This window comes from Rudaea sp. 3F27F6 (assembly GCF_005503555.1).
Classification (GTDB): Bacteria; Pseudomonadota; Gammaproteobacteria; order Xanthomonadales; family Rhodanobacteraceae; genus Rudaea.
The window spans coordinates 308,214-323,137 of the sequence record NZ_SCNG01000003.1 but is presented as its reverse complement, the minus strand read 5'-3'; the positions used below and the strand labels follow the sequence as shown (position 1 = coordinate 323,137).

General features: G+C 60.2%; 12 protein-coding genes. 5 read left to right on the top strand and 7 right to left on the bottom strand.

The features are described from left to right. Nucleotides 1–1,098 carry a UDP-N-acetylglucosamine 2-epimerase gene (locus tag FFS30_RS14025; RefSeq protein WP_137913796.1) on the bottom strand — a complete coding sequence of 366 codons (1,098 nt, stop codon included), beginning with the start codon at nucleotides 1,096–1,098 and terminating at the stop codon, nucleotides 1–3. Further along, complete coding sequence (locus tag FFS30_RS14020; protein ID WP_137913795.1) at nucleotides 1,099–1,947, bottom strand: glycosyltransferase family 2 protein; 849 nt, start codon at nucleotides 1,945–1,947, stop codon at nucleotides 1,099–1,101. It lies immediately after the preceding gene. Between the two features lie 257 nt (nucleotides 1,948–2,204). Here FFS30_RS14020 and pilB point away from each other — a divergent pair, with 257 nt between their 5' ends. The 4 genes from pilB to coaE all read left to right on the top strand — a co-directional run bounded on the left by pilB (nucleotide 2,205) and on the right by coaE (nucleotide 7,005). Further along, nucleotides 2,205–3,932 (top strand): type IV-A pilus assembly ATPase PilB, encoded by a 1,728-nt coding sequence (gene pilB / locus FFS30_RS14015; protein WP_137914053.1) that lies wholly within the window; start codon nucleotides 2,205–2,207, stop codon nucleotides 3,930–3,932. A gap of 268 nt (nucleotides 3,933–4,200) precedes the next feature. Continuing rightward, complete coding sequence (locus tag FFS30_RS14010) at nucleotides 4,201–5,481, top strand: type II secretion system F family protein (RefSeq protein WP_137913794.1); 1,281 nt, start codon at nucleotides 4,201–4,203, stop codon at nucleotides 5,479–5,481. A 17-nt stretch (nucleotides 5,482–5,498) separates the two neighbouring features. After that, complete coding sequence (locus tag FFS30_RS14005; RefSeq protein WP_137913793.1) at nucleotides 5,499–6,365, top strand: A24 family peptidase; 867 nt, start codon at nucleotides 5,499–5,501, stop codon at nucleotides 6,363–6,365. Between the two features lies 1 nt (nucleotide 6,366). Further along, nucleotides 6,367–7,005, top strand: a complete 639-nt coding sequence (gene coaE, locus FFS30_RS14000) for a dephospho-CoA kinase (RefSeq protein WP_137913792.1) — start codon at nucleotides 6,367–6,369, stop codon at nucleotides 7,003–7,005. Here the strand turns inward: coaE and FFS30_RS13995 are convergent. The 3 genes from FFS30_RS13995 to FFS30_RS13985 form a co-directional block, all read right to left on the bottom strand. Beyond that, nucleotides 6,985–7,935, bottom strand: a complete 951-nt coding sequence (locus tag FFS30_RS13995) for a Nudix family hydrolase (protein WP_137913791.1) — start codon at nucleotides 7,933–7,935, stop codon at nucleotides 6,985–6,987. The genes coaE and FFS30_RS13995 overlap by 21 nt on opposite strands. Nucleotides 7,936–7,963: 28 nt before the next feature. Continuing rightward, nucleotides 7,964–10,699 (bottom strand): preprotein translocase subunit SecA, encoded by a 2,736-nt coding sequence (gene secA / locus FFS30_RS13990; protein ID WP_137913790.1) that lies wholly within the window; start codon nucleotides 10,697–10,699, stop codon nucleotides 7,964–7,966. A gap of 211 nt (nucleotides 10,700–10,910) precedes the next feature. Beyond that, nucleotides 10,911–11,852 (bottom strand): M23 family metallopeptidase, encoded by a 942-nt coding sequence (locus FFS30_RS13985; RefSeq protein ID WP_137913789.1) that lies wholly within the window; start codon nucleotides 11,850–11,852, stop codon nucleotides 10,911–10,913. A gap of 63 nt (nucleotides 11,853–11,915) precedes the next feature. Between FFS30_RS13985 and FFS30_RS13980 the strand changes: the two genes are divergently transcribed. Beyond that, entirely contained in the window at nucleotides 11,916–12,428 is a 513-nt protein-coding gene (locus FFS30_RS13980; protein ID WP_137913788.1) for a DciA family protein, read from the top strand. A gap of 53 nt (nucleotides 12,429–12,481) precedes the next feature. On the opposite strand, the gene lpxC is transcribed toward FFS30_RS13980, so the two are convergent. Both lpxC and ftsZ read right to left on the bottom strand, forming a co-directional pair. Then, on the bottom strand, nucleotides 12,482–13,393 hold the full coding sequence (gene lpxC, locus FFS30_RS13975) for a UDP-3-O-acyl-N-acetylglucosamine deacetylase (protein WP_137913787.1): 912 nt from the start codon (nucleotides 13,391–13,393) through the stop codon (nucleotides 12,482–12,484). Nucleotides 13,394–13,734: 341 nt separating this feature from the next. Beyond that, nucleotides 13,735–14,916, bottom strand: a complete 1,182-nt coding sequence (gene ftsZ, locus FFS30_RS13970) for a cell division protein FtsZ (protein ID WP_137913786.1) — start codon at nucleotides 14,914–14,916, stop codon at nucleotides 13,735–13,737. Nucleotides 14,917–14,924 lie beyond the last annotated feature (8 nt).

The following is a 14,924-nucleotide window of genomic DNA, read 5'->3' as shown; positions in this document are numbered from 1 at the left end:
TCAACTTGATGTAATCAGTGCATCTGCAATGCGTACCGATGGCCCAAGATCCACCGGTAGTTTGGCGGCACGGCGTAAAGCTTCAAAGCCTCGCCCCACAAGAAACTCAAAGATCCCGTTCGGCACGTCAGCTTCCATAACGGCATTTTCCAATAAGCCGTCAGGGCGCTCCGTGCGCTCACGCATTATCAACGTCGGGACACCCAGCACAGCCAGTTCTTCCTGGTTAGAGCCTCCATCTGTGAGCACACATTCCGCACCTGCAGCCAAGCGCAGGAAAGCGCCATAACCAAGACGCGGTGACAAATGTACTTTCGGCGCTGCTTTGAGCGGGGCATCCAAACCCACCGCCTCCAACCGTTTGCGTGTAGCGGGATGCAACACGAAATGTATGGGATAGTGCTGCGCCAATCGCTCAACCAGATCAATTAACGCCTGCAAACGCGATGTGCGAAACAAGTTCTGGAAACGATGGAGGGAAACTACGAGGTAGGGTTTCGTCGGATCTCGATATGCTGGAGAGGCTCCCGACAGCAGCACAGCATCGATGATTGTATTGCCGCCTGTATCAATTACCCGTACTTTGCTGAAATGCCGCATGTGATCGGTGGCTAAAGAATTGGGGCACATCGCTACGTCGGTTAAGCGAAATACGATGCGGCGGCAGACTTCTTCCGGAAACGGATCATGCCAACGGCCGGACGTGAGGCCACTCTCCAAATGCACAACGCGCGCACCGCCGCGTCGTCCGGCCCAGGCGCCCACAAGCGTCGAAAGCGTATCGCCATGGACCAGCACATCGATCGACCCATGCTTCTCCACCAGCGCCCTCACTCGCGCAGTCATGGCCGAAAGGGCAGTTGGAAACCAACGAAGAAGCGAGCCTACGGTGGATCGTTCCGAAATGGACATGACCGGCACTTGCGGCGACCGCAGGCCAAATTCGTCGACAATGTCCTGCATGGTTTCCTGGTGTTGACCAGTCATCAGCAAAGTAATCGGCAATCCGCGGCGCTCGCAGACCACAATTACTGGGGCCATTTTGATCAATTGCGCACGCGTGCCTACGACGAAAACCTTGTGCGAAATCTGCGCCATCTAGCTACCGCGCCGATATGTCAAGGCGGTGATCTGCTCAGAAATAAGACCAATCAGGAACACGATGACCGCAGCAGAAAACAACAACACACTCATGTTCGTAAGCCGATGCGCCGTGAAAAATGTATACATGTAATGACCGAAACCAAGCAGAAAAAAGGCAATACTGGCCGGCGCAAATAACTTGAGCGGTGAGTAAAGTGTCGCGATTTTGAAGATGATCAATAGGAAACGTATGCCATCGCGCAACGGGCGTATGTGACTCTTTCCGACACGCCGCGCCGCCTTGATCGGAACATAGGCCACCGCGTAGGCACTGCGAAAGAACGCCATCGTGCTTGTGGTGGGATACGAGAATCCGTTAGGCAACAAATGTAGGAACTCACGAAACTTGCCGGCACGAACGGCGCGAAATCCCGAGGTGAGATCGGCTATCTTGAAGCCGGTCATTTGGCTGGCCAGCCAGTTGTAGACCGTGTTGGCAACACCTCGACCGACGCCTGCCTGTCCGGACCAGCTACGCGCGCCGACGACCATGTCGTATCCTTCGTCGAGTTTGGCCAGTAGCAGCGCCACGTGCGCGGGCTCGTGTTGACCGTCGGCATCCATAAAAACCAACACATCCCCCAAGGCCTCGCGAGTGCCGCGTTTGATCGCCGCGCCATTGCCCATGGAGTACGGTTGCGTAAGAACCTTAACGCGGTTCCTTGCGCACACCTCGACCGTTTCGTCTATCGAGCCATCGTTGACAACGATGATTTCGGCTTCAGAGTGCGCCGCACGCAACAGCGGGAGCAGTTCGCGCAAAGCAGCAGACTCATTCTTCGCCGGCAAGATGATGCTGAGCAAGATGCGCCCCCGAAATTGAATCGGACCAGTTGCCGCTCGCGAGTAGCAACCGATCTCCAAATGAACACGCTTGTCGTGTCGATATTAGCGGAAAACTGCAGCACGAAGCCTGGAATTGCGAAGCGTTTCGCTACATTCCTCGGCGTCATCCGCTCTTGTGCGGACTGCACCTCCATCCGCCCCTGGCGTCGACTAGGATTGAGCGGCAAAAGCGCTATACTTTATGAACGTCTCCCGAGGCTGATATGACGACCACAATGAACGCGCCTGATACCGCTGCTACCCCGACGTTGACGGGGCTGAGCGGCGTGGTCAAGCGTCTGGTCATGCAAGGCCTTCTGTCCGAAAACGACGCCCGGCGTGTTAACGATGCCTCACTGAAGCAGAAGATACCGGTCACAAGCCTATTGCTGGAGCGCAATCTGGTCAGCAGTGCCCGACTCGCCTTGGCTAATTCCGAGGAGTTCGGGGTGCCGCTTCTCGACGCTGAGTCGATCGACTTAGCTCAGATCCCGCAGAACTTGATCAGCGAGGATCTCGCCAATAAGCATCAGGTATTACCACTTTTTCGGCGCGGCCCACGCGTCTACGTCGCCACCGCAGACCCGACCAACGCGCGTGCGCTCGATGACGTCAAGTTCCACGCCAAGACCTCAGTCGAACCGGTCCTTATCGATACTGAGGCGCTTTCGCGGCTTATCGACCAGGCTTACAGCATGGGCACGTCGAGCTTCGACGCGCTCGACGACGTTGCCGGTGGCCTGGAAAAACTCGTCGTCGGCGATTTCGAGGAAGACAGCGACTCCGGCCATGACGCCAAGGGCAATGACACGCCCGTGGTTAAATTCGTCAACAAGGTGTTGGTCGATGCGATAAAACGCGGCGCCTCGGACATTCACTTCGAGCCGTTCGAAAATCACTACCGCGTGCGCTTCCGCATGGACGGCATACTACGTGCGGTAACCGCCCCTCCGTCGAAGATGGCGGCACGCATCGCTTCGCGTCTGAAAGTCATGTCCGGTCTGGACATCTCTGAGCGCCGCATCCCACAGGACGGGCGCATCAAACTCAACTTGTCCAAGACCAAGGCCGTCGATTTCCGAGTGTCGAGCTGTCCTACCTTGTTCGGTGAGAAGCTCGTGCTGCGTATTCTTGACGCGTCAGTGGCCAGGCTCGGCATCGACAAGCTCGGCTACGACGACGACCAGAAAGAGCTTTTCGTCAACGCGATTCAGAAACCCTACGGCATGGTTGTCGTTACGGGTCCGACCGGTTCGGGCAAGACGGTATCCCTGTACACCGCGCTCAACATTCTCAATGTCGAGGGGCGAAACATCTCGACGGTGGAAGATCCCATCGAAATACGGCTGCAGGGCGTCAATCAAGTGCAGCAGAATGTGAAGCGCGGCATGACCTTTGCGGTCGCACTTCGCGCCTTCCTACGCCAGGATCCGGACGTGATCATGGTGGGTGAGATTCGTGACCTAGAAACCGCCGAGATCGCGGTCAAGGCCGCGCAGACCGGCCATATGGTGCTGTCGACCCTGCATACCAACGATGCACCGCAAACGGTATCCCGCCTGATGAACATGGGCATTGCCCCGTACAACATCACCTCGGCGCTAACCCTAGTTGTTGCGCAACGCCTCGCCCGGAGGCTGCATGAATGCAAGAAGCCACTGGCGCTGCCGCCGGAGAGCTTGCTTTCGGAGGGTTTTACCCAAGAAGACCTCAAGGATCTGCAGATTTATGACGCGATCGGCTGCTCGATGTGCAACGAGGGGTACAAAGGCCGTACCGGCATCTATCAGGTGATGCCGATCAACGAACCGATCACCAAAATCATTTTGAAGGGCGGCAACATGCTCGACATCGCTGCGGCAGCGAAAACATCTGGAGTACGGGATTTGCGCGGCTCGGCCCTGCTCAAGGTTAAGCAGCGCGTGACCAGTCTGGCAGAAATTAATCGTGTGACTAAGGACTGAGATCCTCCCTCCCCCTGCTCGGAAGGCGGCGAAAGAACCTACATCCCGCAAAATTCTCGTAATCAAGATTCCCCAGCGCATCGCGTTCGCCCCCTGCCCTTTTTGGATGGAGCGTCGCAACACCTCCTCATAGGCGACTACCTGTACTTTCGCCCTCCACGAAGAAGGAGGCAGAGAGAATAAGTAGACATTTTCTATACTTGCACACATTTTTTTGCCGCTCTTAATGTAGTCTTAGCGGTCAACCCAGCAGGCTCGAGCACCGCCCATGGCCACAGCTGCAACTACCACCCGTAGCAAGCCCAATGCCGCCGATACCGGTCGCGCGCGCGCGCAGGTGAACCAGAATTTGACTTTCGTCTGGTCCGGCACCGATGCACGAGGCAAGAAGCTTAAAGGCGAGGAAATAGCTAAATCGGCGGCTCTCCTCAAGACCGAGCTGCGTCGCCGCGGCATCAATGCGACAGCGATCAAACCCAAGGCTAAACCGCTGTTCGGCGCCGCTGGGCGTACTATCAAGCCGCGCGAGATCGCAGTGTTCAGCCGGCAGATCGCCGTGATGATGTCGGCAGGCGTACCGATGGTCCAGGGCCTGGACATCATCGGCAACGGCCAAGCCAATCCGCGCATGAAAAATATGCTGCTCGACGTAAAGACCAATATCGAGGGCGGCGCATCGTTGGCCGAATCGATGCGCAAATACCCAACACAGTTCGATGAGTTGTATACGAATCTTGTCAAAGCCGGCGAAACCGCGGGCGTGCTCGACATCGTGCTCGACACCGTCGCGACCTATAAGGAGAACATCGAGACCATCAAGGGCAAGGTGAAGAAGGCCCTCTTCTATCCTGCCGCCGTGCTCGTTGTCGCATTTATCGTCACTTTGATCCTGCTGATCTTCGTCATCCCTCAATTCGAGCAAGTATTTGGCAACTTCGGCGCCAAGCTGCCTGCATTCACCTTGATGTATGTCAATCTGTCCCGCTTCGTACGGGATCATTGGTTGATCATGATCGGGCTCATCGTAGCCGTGATCGCGGGCATCATGTTCCTCTACAAGCGCTCACCGAAATTTGCCCATTTCATCGCGCGCGCCTCGCTCAAAGTCCCCGTGGTTGGCCAAATTCTGACTCAGTCTGCGATAGCACGTTTCGCCCGTACTCTTGGCGTGACATTCAAGGCCGGCGTGCCACTGGTCGAAGCGCTTGATTCAGTATCGACCGCAACCGGCAGCCCTATCTATAACGAAGCAGTGAAGAAGATCCGCGGCGACGTGGCAGTCGGCCATCAGCTTCAGTTCGCGATGCGCCAAACCGAGCTATTTCCCAATATGGTTGTGCAGATGATCGGCATCGGCGAAGAGGCTGGCGCCCTAGATACAATGTTGTTCAAGATCGCTGAGTTCTACGAACAGGAAGTCAACAACGCGGTCGATGCGCTGTCCAGCCTGCTCGAGCCATTCATCATGGTGATCATTGGCGTCATCGTCGGCGGCATGGTCGTCGCCATGTATTTGCCGATCTTCCAGCTCGGCAACGTGGTCGGCTAACCGGTCCCTTTCGCCGCATGCTGGAATTTCTAACGATACCCGGCGTTGCCGTAGCAGTGGCAGGCCTACTAGGCCTCCTCGTCGGCAGCTTCCTCAACGTTGTGATCTTACGCCTGCCCGCGCGCATGATGCATCAATGGCGCGAGCAGAGCCGGGAGATGCTTGAACTCGGCGACGATGATGGAGAGCCGGCGCCCCCTGGTTTGGTTTGGCAAGCTTCTCACTGCCCACAGTGCAAGCACACGCTCGGCGCATTGGAAAATATTCCCGTTCTGAGCTGGCTGGTTCTGCGCGGTCGCTGCAAGCATTGCGGTACGAAGATCTCCGCGCAGTATCCGCTGGTCGAACTGCTGACCGGCATCTGTTCGCTGCTGATCGTGTGGAAGTTCGGCGTAAGCTGGCAGGCGGCCGCGGGTTTGCTGTTTACCTGGTCGTTGATCGCATTGGCCGGGATTGATGTACGGACCCAGCTTCTACCTGATCAGATCACTCTGCCACTGCTCTGGCTCGGCTTGCTTATCGCACTCGCTCCGCTGTTCGTCGATGCGCCGGATGCGATACTCGGTGCGACGATCGGTTACCTCTCGCTGTGGTCGGTGTATTGGGCATTCAAACTGCTGACCGGCAAGGAAGGCATGGGCTATGGCGATTTCAAATTGCTCGGCGCGCTTGGTGCTTGGATGGGGCCGTGGGCGCTGTTGCCGATCGTGCTCCTGTCATCACTGATCGGCGCGGTGGTCGGCAGCACCTTGCTCGCCGTGCAGGGGCGCGACCGCGCTACGCCGATTCCTTTCGGCCCGTTCCTGGCGGCGGCGGGCTGGGTGCAATTCCTGTTTGGCGCGGAGATACTCGCGCTGTATCGGTATCTGTTCGCACTTGCGTGAAGTGAGCCCTTCCGCATCCGGTTTACCCGCCACATTCGCGGTCGTCGTCACCGGCGGTATTGCCGCGGGCAAGACGACGGTGACGAACGCCTTCATCGAGCGCGGAATTCCCGTATTCGATGCCGACACGATCTCGCGTGAACTCGTTGCACCAGGACAAGCTGCGCTTACCGAAATCGTTGAATCGTTCGGCGCCGAGATGCTCACCGAAAAAGGCGAACTCGATCGGCGCCGCATGCGTGAGCGCATCTTCGGCGACGACGGCGCGCGGCGCCGGCTCGAAGCGATCCTGCATCCACGCGTACGCAGCGAATTGCAGTTGCGCGCGCGCGACTGCGTCGCCCGATATTGCCTGCTCGCGATTCCGCTGTTTGCCGAATCCGCGCACGCTTACGATTGGGTCGATCGCGTGCTCGTGGTCGACGTGCCTCGCGCGGTGCAATTGGCCAGGTTGATGCAGCGCGACGGCGCGACCGAGGATGCAGCGCTGCGCGCGCTGGCCGCGCAGGCAACACGTACCCAACGGCTCGCACTCGCCGACGACGTGATCGACAACAGCGGCGCGCTCGCCGATCTGCCGCATATCGTCGCGAGGCTGGACGATTTGTACACGACGCTTTCAGCGCGGAAAAAATCCTGAAATCCCGGCAATGCCCTGGGCGCCGTGCGATCGTGCGGTCTGATCGTCATTAGGAGTCAAGCCGCCGAGCGCATAGATCGGCAGCGGCGACTCTGCGCACAACTCGGCAAATCGCTGCCAGCCGATCGCTGGCGTGCCGGGGTGGCTGGACGTAGGTAACACGGGACCGAGCACGGCAAAGTCGACGCCGATCGCCGCGGCATGCGCCAGTTCGCGCGCGTCATGGCATGAGGCCGCAACCCAGCGATCGCGCGGCAGAGGTCGATCTTTCAAGCGCATCAAAGCGGCGGCAGATAGGTGGATGCCGTCGAAGTCGAGGTCGAGTTCGCCTGCGATGCTCACATCGGCATTGATCAGCAGCACCGCGCGCGCTTCGCGAGTTCGTGCCCGCACAGCATTCGCAATAGCACGCAAACGCTCAGGAGAAACCGTCTTGGCACGCAATTGCAGCAGACGCACGCCGCCGGCAAGCGCACGATCGATGCGTGCGAGAAAATCCGCCTCGTCGATACCCGGCTCCGGCGTGATCGCATAGTGCGATGGCAGGCGCAACGCATTCACGACAGGCAGATCTGGCGGCGGCATCGCCATGCCGGTGAGTTCGTCGATGCGTTGCCAAGTCAGCGCCTGCCCTTCGCACCCCTGCGGCACGCCGGTAAAATCGAGAACGCGGTACACGTCGAGGAAAATGGATTTCTGTCCGAAATCCCAAGGAATGCCGATCAGCGGCTCGACCGCGCCTATCTCTACACCGAGTTCTTCGTGTAGCTCGCGGCGCAATGCGACGGGAGCGATTTCGCCGGGTTCGACCTTGCCCCCCGGAAACTCCCAGAGCCCGGCGGCATGCTTGCCGGAAGGCCGTTGCGCAAGCAGGACGCGGCCTTGCGCATCGCTGAGAACGCCGGCGACGACGTGAATACGATCGCGCACCGCGCTCCGGCCCACTAGCAGGCGATGTTTACGCTAGCTTGCCGTGGCACTGCTTGTATTTCTTGCCCGATCCGCAAGGGCAAGGATCGTTGCGGCCGACCTTCGGCGCATCGCGCACGATCTGGCCCTGCTGCGCTGCCGATGCACCGTCGTCCGCCTGCACAGCAGCGTCCGGCGCAGCCAGCGATGCCGCTTCGGCATGCTGGAATTCCAGCGCCTGCCGTTCCTGTTCGCGGCGCTGCTGCTCTTCGAGTGCGGCGACTTCTTCCTCGTTGCGGATGCGCAGCATCGACATCCGCTGGATCACCTCGACCTTGACGCGTTCGAGCATGGATTGGAACAGGGCGAAGCCTTCGCTCTTGTACTCCTGCTTCGGCTGCTTCTGCGCGTAACCGCGCAGGTAGATGCCCTGGCGCAGGTAGTCCATGCTCGCGAGATGTTCCTTCCAATGCTGGTCGAGCACCTGGAGCAGGAAGAATTTCTCGGCCGCGCGCATGATCTCGGAACCGTACTGCGCTTCCTTCTCGCGGAAGTAGCGGTCGACTTCGTCAATCACGTGATCGCGAATACCGTCCGAACTGAGATCGTGCTGACTCTCGGCCCAATGCTTCACGTCGAGCTGGATGCCGAACTCCGATTGCAGCGCGCCGTCGAGGCCGGCGAGATCCCACTGTTCGTCGACGCTGTCGGCCGGTACGTGGCGACGCACGAGATCGCTTATCACGTCATAGCGGATATTGACGATGTTCTCGCTGACGTCGTTCGCATCGAGCAGCTCATTACGCTGCTGATAGACGACCTTGCGCTGATCGTTCGAGGTGTCGTCGAATTCGAGCAGATTCTTGCGGATGTCGAAGTTGTGCGCTTCGACCTTGCGCTGTGACTTCTCGATCACGCGCGTGATCATTTTGTCCTCGAGCGCCTCATGCTCCTTCATGCCGAACAGCTGCATCCAGCGCGTCACCCAGTCGGGTGCGAAGATGCGCATGAGCGAATCTTCGAGCGAAAGATAGAAACGGCTCGAACCTGGATCGCCCTGGCGACCCGAACGGCCGCGCAACTGGTTGTCGATGCGGCGCGATTCGTGGCGCTCGGTGCCGATGATGTGCAGACCGCCCGCATTGAGCACCTGTTCGTGGCGCTGTTTCCAGTCGGCACGCAGTGCTTCGCGATCGGCGTCGGTCGTTTCCTCGGGCAACGCGTGCAGCTCGGATTCGAGCGAACCGCCGAGCACGATGTCGGTACCGCGGCCGGCCATGTTCGTTGCGATCGTCACCGCGGCGGGGCGACCGGCCTGCGCAACGATCTGCGCTTCGCGCTCATGCTGTTTGGCATTGAGCACTTCGTGCGGAATCGGCGGCTTCTGCTTGTTGAGCAGGTTCGACAACAGCTCGGACGTCTCGATCGATGTCGTGCCAACCAACACGGGCTGGCCGCGCGTGTAGCAATCCTTGATGTCCTCGATCACCGCCTCGAACTTGTACGGCTGCTTGAGGAAGACGATGTCCTGGTTGTCCTTGCGCACCATCGCCTTGTGCGTCGGGATAACCACGACTTCAAGGCCGTAAATCTGCTGGAACTCGTAGGCTTCCGTATCGGCCGTACCGGTCATGCCGGACAGCTTCTTGTACATGCGGAAGTAGTTCTGGAACGTGATCGAGGCCAGCGTCTGGTTTTCGCGCTGAATCGGCACGCCTTCCTTCGCTTCGACCGCCTGGTGCAGACCGTCGGACCAGCGCCGGCCGGCGAGCGTGCGGCCGGTGAATTCGTCGACGATGATGACCTCGCCGTCGCGCACGATGTATTCCTGATCGCGGCGATACAGGGTGTTCGCGCGCAGCGCAGCGTTCAGATGGTGGACGACGGCGAGATGCTTGGAGTCGTAAAGCGACTCGTCGGTGCCGATGATGCCGTCCGCACGCAGTACTTCTTCGGCGTGACCCATGCCCTCTTCGGACAGGTGCACCTGCTTCTGTTTCTCGTCGACCCAGTAGTCGCCGGAGCCGTCTTCCGCCTCCTGGCGCACCAGCTTCGGCACGATGCGGTTGATGCGCGCATAGAGCTGCGGCGAGTCGTCCGAAGGGCCGGAGATGATGAGCGGAGTGCGCGCTTCGTCGATCAGGATCGAGTCGACTTCGTCGACGATCGCGTAATGCAGGCCACGCTGATAGCGCTGCTCTTTCGACAGCGCCATGTTGTCGCGCAGATAGTCGAAGCCGTATTCGTTATTCGTGCCGTAGGTGATGTCGGCCGCATAAGCGGCGTGCTTGTCGGCATGGTCCATGCCCGGATAGACGACACCGACGGTGAGGCCGAGGAAGGTATACACCTTGCCCATCCACGCCGCGTCGCGTCGCGCCAGGTAGTCGTTGACGGTGACGACGTGGACGCCCTTGCCTTCGAGCGCATTGAGGTACACCGGCAGGGTCGCGACGAGAGTCTTGCCTTCGCCCGTGCGCATTTCGGCGATGCGACCCGAGTTGAGCACCATGCCGCCGATCAGCTGCACGTCGTAGTGGCGCATGCCGAGCACGCGGCGCGACGCTTCGCGCACGGTGGCGAAGGCATCGGGCAGGATGTCGTTCACCGTCTCGCCGGCGGCGATTCGCGCCTTCAGCGCATCGGTGCGGGCGCGCAGATCCTCGTCGGACAGCGCCTGCAAGGACGGCTCGAGCGCGTTGATCTTGGCGACCGACTTCGACATCTGCTTGATCAGACGTTCGTTGCGGCTGCCGAAAATGCCGGTGAGGATGCGATTGAACATGTTCGATGCTTGAGGTTGGAAGTCTTGAGGATTTGTCGAGAAGTGCAGCCGGAAACGGCCGCTTTGGCTTCCGCGCTCTTCGTCGAGCGCAAAGGCAACCCTGGAAAACAAAGGCCGCCTTAAACTACGGCGGCCTGGCGCGCATTATAGGGGAATTGGGCCCCGAGCGCGCTGTTTCAAGCCGCCCGGACCGCCCAAGGAAGCGGGACGGCTACACCGGCTTGATCTTGCCCTTCACGTACGCGTAGGGATTGACCACTTTGCCGTTTAGCCAGACCTCGAAATGGCAATGCGGACCGGTCGAGCGGCCGGTCGAACCAACCTTCGCGATAACCTGACCAAACTTCACCCGCTCGCCGGGCTGAACGAGGTTCGCCGAGTTGTGTGCGTAGCGGGTCAGGTAGCCATTGCCGTGATCGATCTCGACGATGTGACCGTAGCCGGGCTTGTCGCCCACGAAAGCGACCACGCCGGAGGCGACCGCCTTGATGTCGCTGCCCATCTCGGCATCGAAATCGAGGCCCAGATGCGTCTCGATCTGCCCGTTGATCGGATCGACGCGCGAGCCGAACGGCGAACCGATGTAACTCGTCGACACCGGATAACCGCTCGGCACGAGCGCATTGCGCGACTTGCGGTCGAGCAGCAGATTTTCGAGCACGGTGAGCTGGGTTTCCTGCTGTGTGAACTGATCGCGCAGGAGGTTGATGTTACCGGCCAGATCGAAGTCGAGCGTATGCGAGGCAGCTGCCGGATCTTCCGCGCCACCGAGCGCAGGCGCTTTGGTGAAATCGAACTCGCCGTCGCCGAGCTTGCCGACTTCGGTGAGGCGTTCGCCGAGCGCGTTGAGGCGCGTGGCCTGCGCCTGTAGCGAGCCGAGCTGCAGCGCGAGTGCGTCCATATCGCGGCGCGAGGAGGTCTCCAGGCGCGCAAGCTCGTCCTGCTGCTTGCCGATCGTGTCGCGCATCGAAGCGACATCACGCAGCGCGCCGTCGCGACTGTTGGAGAAAACGCTCGCACCGACCGCACCGACACCGATGCAGAACAGCGCAACGGCCGACACGACACCGGCGATTCTTCTGCGCACCCGCCAGCACTTCAGATCGAGCGTGGTCGGCGTTGCGTTGGAGCTTGCGACGATTATGATGTTCATCGTTCCGCAATGAATTCTTGGGAAGCAAGGCCCGGCTTGCGCCGACCGTACTTCGTTTACGCCATGCAGCCATCCGATCGATCACCGGGCCGCAACAGGATCTCGCCTGTCGCGCCATCCAACCAGGCAGGAGCCATCGCGCCTGCCTTGAAGTCAGGGCTTACTGCCCTGCCTGTCGGCGAATCGCCTCCCGTCGCGGCCCTGCTTGCGCGGGCGCGCGCCTTGGATGCGCTCGATCGTCAACTGCGCCAACCGCTGCCGGATGCGCTGCGCCGCCAATGCCGTCTGGCGACCGTGCAATCCGGGCGGATCGTCTTTCTGGCGACTTCCTCGACCTGGGCGGCGAAGTTGCGTCTTCATCAGAACGCAATTCTTGCCCATGCCCGAACCACCTCGGGCCTACCCATCGAGAAATTCGCGGTGAAAGTGGCGGCTCTGCCTCCCGTTCCCCGGGAACCGGCAAAACCCAAGCCTCTTTCCAAAGCCAGCGCCGAACATCTGCGGACGGTGGCTCGGTCCCTATCCGACCCGGAACTCCGGGCGGCTTACCTCAAACTGGCATCCCTTGCCGAATAATTCGTCCCGCAAAACAAAAAGCAGTCGCTGCGAACAGCGACTGCTTGGGTGAATCAGACTGCCTGTGCCGGGTGTGCGTACGAGATCGGTGCCTTGGACTGATCCGGGAAACTGACTTCTTCCCAGGCCTTGGCGTCGGCCATCAGCGAACGCAGCAGTTTGTTATTGAGCTCGTGACCCGACTTGTGGCCGTAGAACGCGCCGATAAGGCTATGGCCGAGCAGATATAGATCGCCGATCGCATCGAGGATCTTGTGCTTGACGAATTCGTCCTCGTAACGCAGGCCGTCCTCGTTGAGGACGCGGTAGTCGTCGAGCACGATCGCATTGTCCATCGAACCGCCGAGGGCGAGATTCTTCTCGCGCAGCATTTCGATGTCGCGCATGAAGCCGAACGTGCGCGCGCGGCTGACTTCCTTCACGAACGAGGTCGTCGAAAAGTCGATCTCGGCCTTGGAAGTGCGGCGCGTGAAAATCGGATGATCGAAATCGATCGAGAAGCCGACCTTGAAGCCGTCGAACGGCTCGAAGCGGGCCCACTTGTCGCCTTCGCGGACGACGACCGGTTTCTTGATGCGGATGAAGCGCTTGGCCGCCGACTGTTCCTCGATTCCGGCCGACTGCAGCAGGAAGACGAACGGGCCCGCGCTGCCGTCCATGATCGGCACTTCGGGCGCGGACAGATCGACATAGGCATTGTCGATGCCGAGACCGGCGAAAGCGGAAAGGAGGTGTTCTACGGTGGCGATGCGGACGCCGTCTTTGACGAGCGTGGAAGAGAGTCGCGTGTCTCCGATGTTTTCGCTGCGGGAGGGAATCTCCACCGGATGCGCAAGGTCCACGCGGCGAAATACGATGCCGGTGTCGACGGCCGCAGGACGCAGCGTCATATAAACCTTTTCGCCCGTGTGGAGACCAACACCCGTCGCCCGGATGACATTTTTGAGCGTACGTTGTTTGATCATTTTTCTTATTACCCCTGGGGCAGGAGCGGACAAAAACGGCACGAATCCTAACACACGGATACTGCCGCGGAAAGTAAAACGATGTAAAAAGCCGACGCGTGTTGTAAAAATACCACACGGCGAAATCAATTTAGGGATAATACCAGCAGACGCCGGATTCAACGAGGTGAATCGTAGAACGTTAAGGATTCGTTACGCGACTGTGCCGTCGCGTAACGAAATGCACGATCTGCGGAGGTCGCCGCACCTGCGCGATGCAAGGCAGTGCATCGCGGGTACGGTTTGAAGGCAAACCGCGCGCGGCGAGAGAAGACTCGCCGCAGCCGGCTGCCGAAGTTTCCTCAGTCCGCCTGACGACGCAGGAAGGCCGGGATGTCCAGATAATCGACCTGCGCGTCGGCGACCGGAGCCGCTTCCGCTGCCGCGGCCACCGCCCGCGCGGGCGCACTGCGCACCGGCTGGATGTAGTCGTCGTGCACCGGCCAGTTGTCCGTGCCCGTGCGTTTGACCAAGGTCGGGCGCTGGACCACGACCGGCTCCTCGCGGCGCACGTGCTGACGCGCGGCGTTGCGATTGAGACCCGTGGCAACGACGGTGACGCGCACGTTGTCCTGCAACTCCTGGTCGAGCGCGGTGCCAATGACCACGGTCGCATCTTCCGAAGCGAACTGATGGACGACTTGGCCGATCTCGTCGAACTCGCGCATGGTGAGGTTCATGCCCGCGGTGACGTTGACCAGGATGCCGCAGGCGCCGGACAGGTTGACGTCTTCAAGCAGCGGATTGTTGATCGCCGCTTCGGCCGCCGCGACCGCGCGATCGTCGCCGCGCGCGATGCCCGTGCCCATCATTGCCATGCCCATTTCGGACATGACCGTGCGCACGTCGGCGAAGTCGACGTTGATCAGGCCCGGACGGGTGATCAGATCGGCGATGCCCTGCACCGCGCCGAGCAACACGTCGTTGGCCGACTTGAATGCCGACAGCAGGGTCACTTCGTGGCCGAGCACGGAAAGCAGCTTCTCGTTCGGCACGGTGATCAGTGAGTCGACGTACTGCGACAGGTCCTCGATGCCCTTCATCGCCACCTGCATGCGGCGACGGCCCTCGAACGGGAACGGCTTGGTCACGACCGCGACCGTGAGGATGCCGAGTTCCTTGGCGAGCTGCGCCACGACTGGCGCTGCGCCGGTGCCCGTGCCGCCGCCCATGCCGCCGGTGATGAACACCATATCGGCGCCCTGGAGAATTTCGACGATGCGTTCGCGATCTTCGAGCGCGGCCTGGCGGCCGACTTCCGGATTCGCGCCCGCGCCGAGGCCCTTGGTCACGTTGCCGCCGAGCTGCAGCGTGATCTTCGCGCCCGAGTTCTTCAGCGCCTGGGCATCGGTATTCGCGCAGACGAAGTCCACGCCTTCGATATTGGATTGCACCATGTGCGCGACCGCGTTGCCGCCGCCGCCGCCCACGCCGATGACTTTGATGACCGCATTCGGTGCGAGTTTTTCCACGAGTTCAAACATTTCCCTTA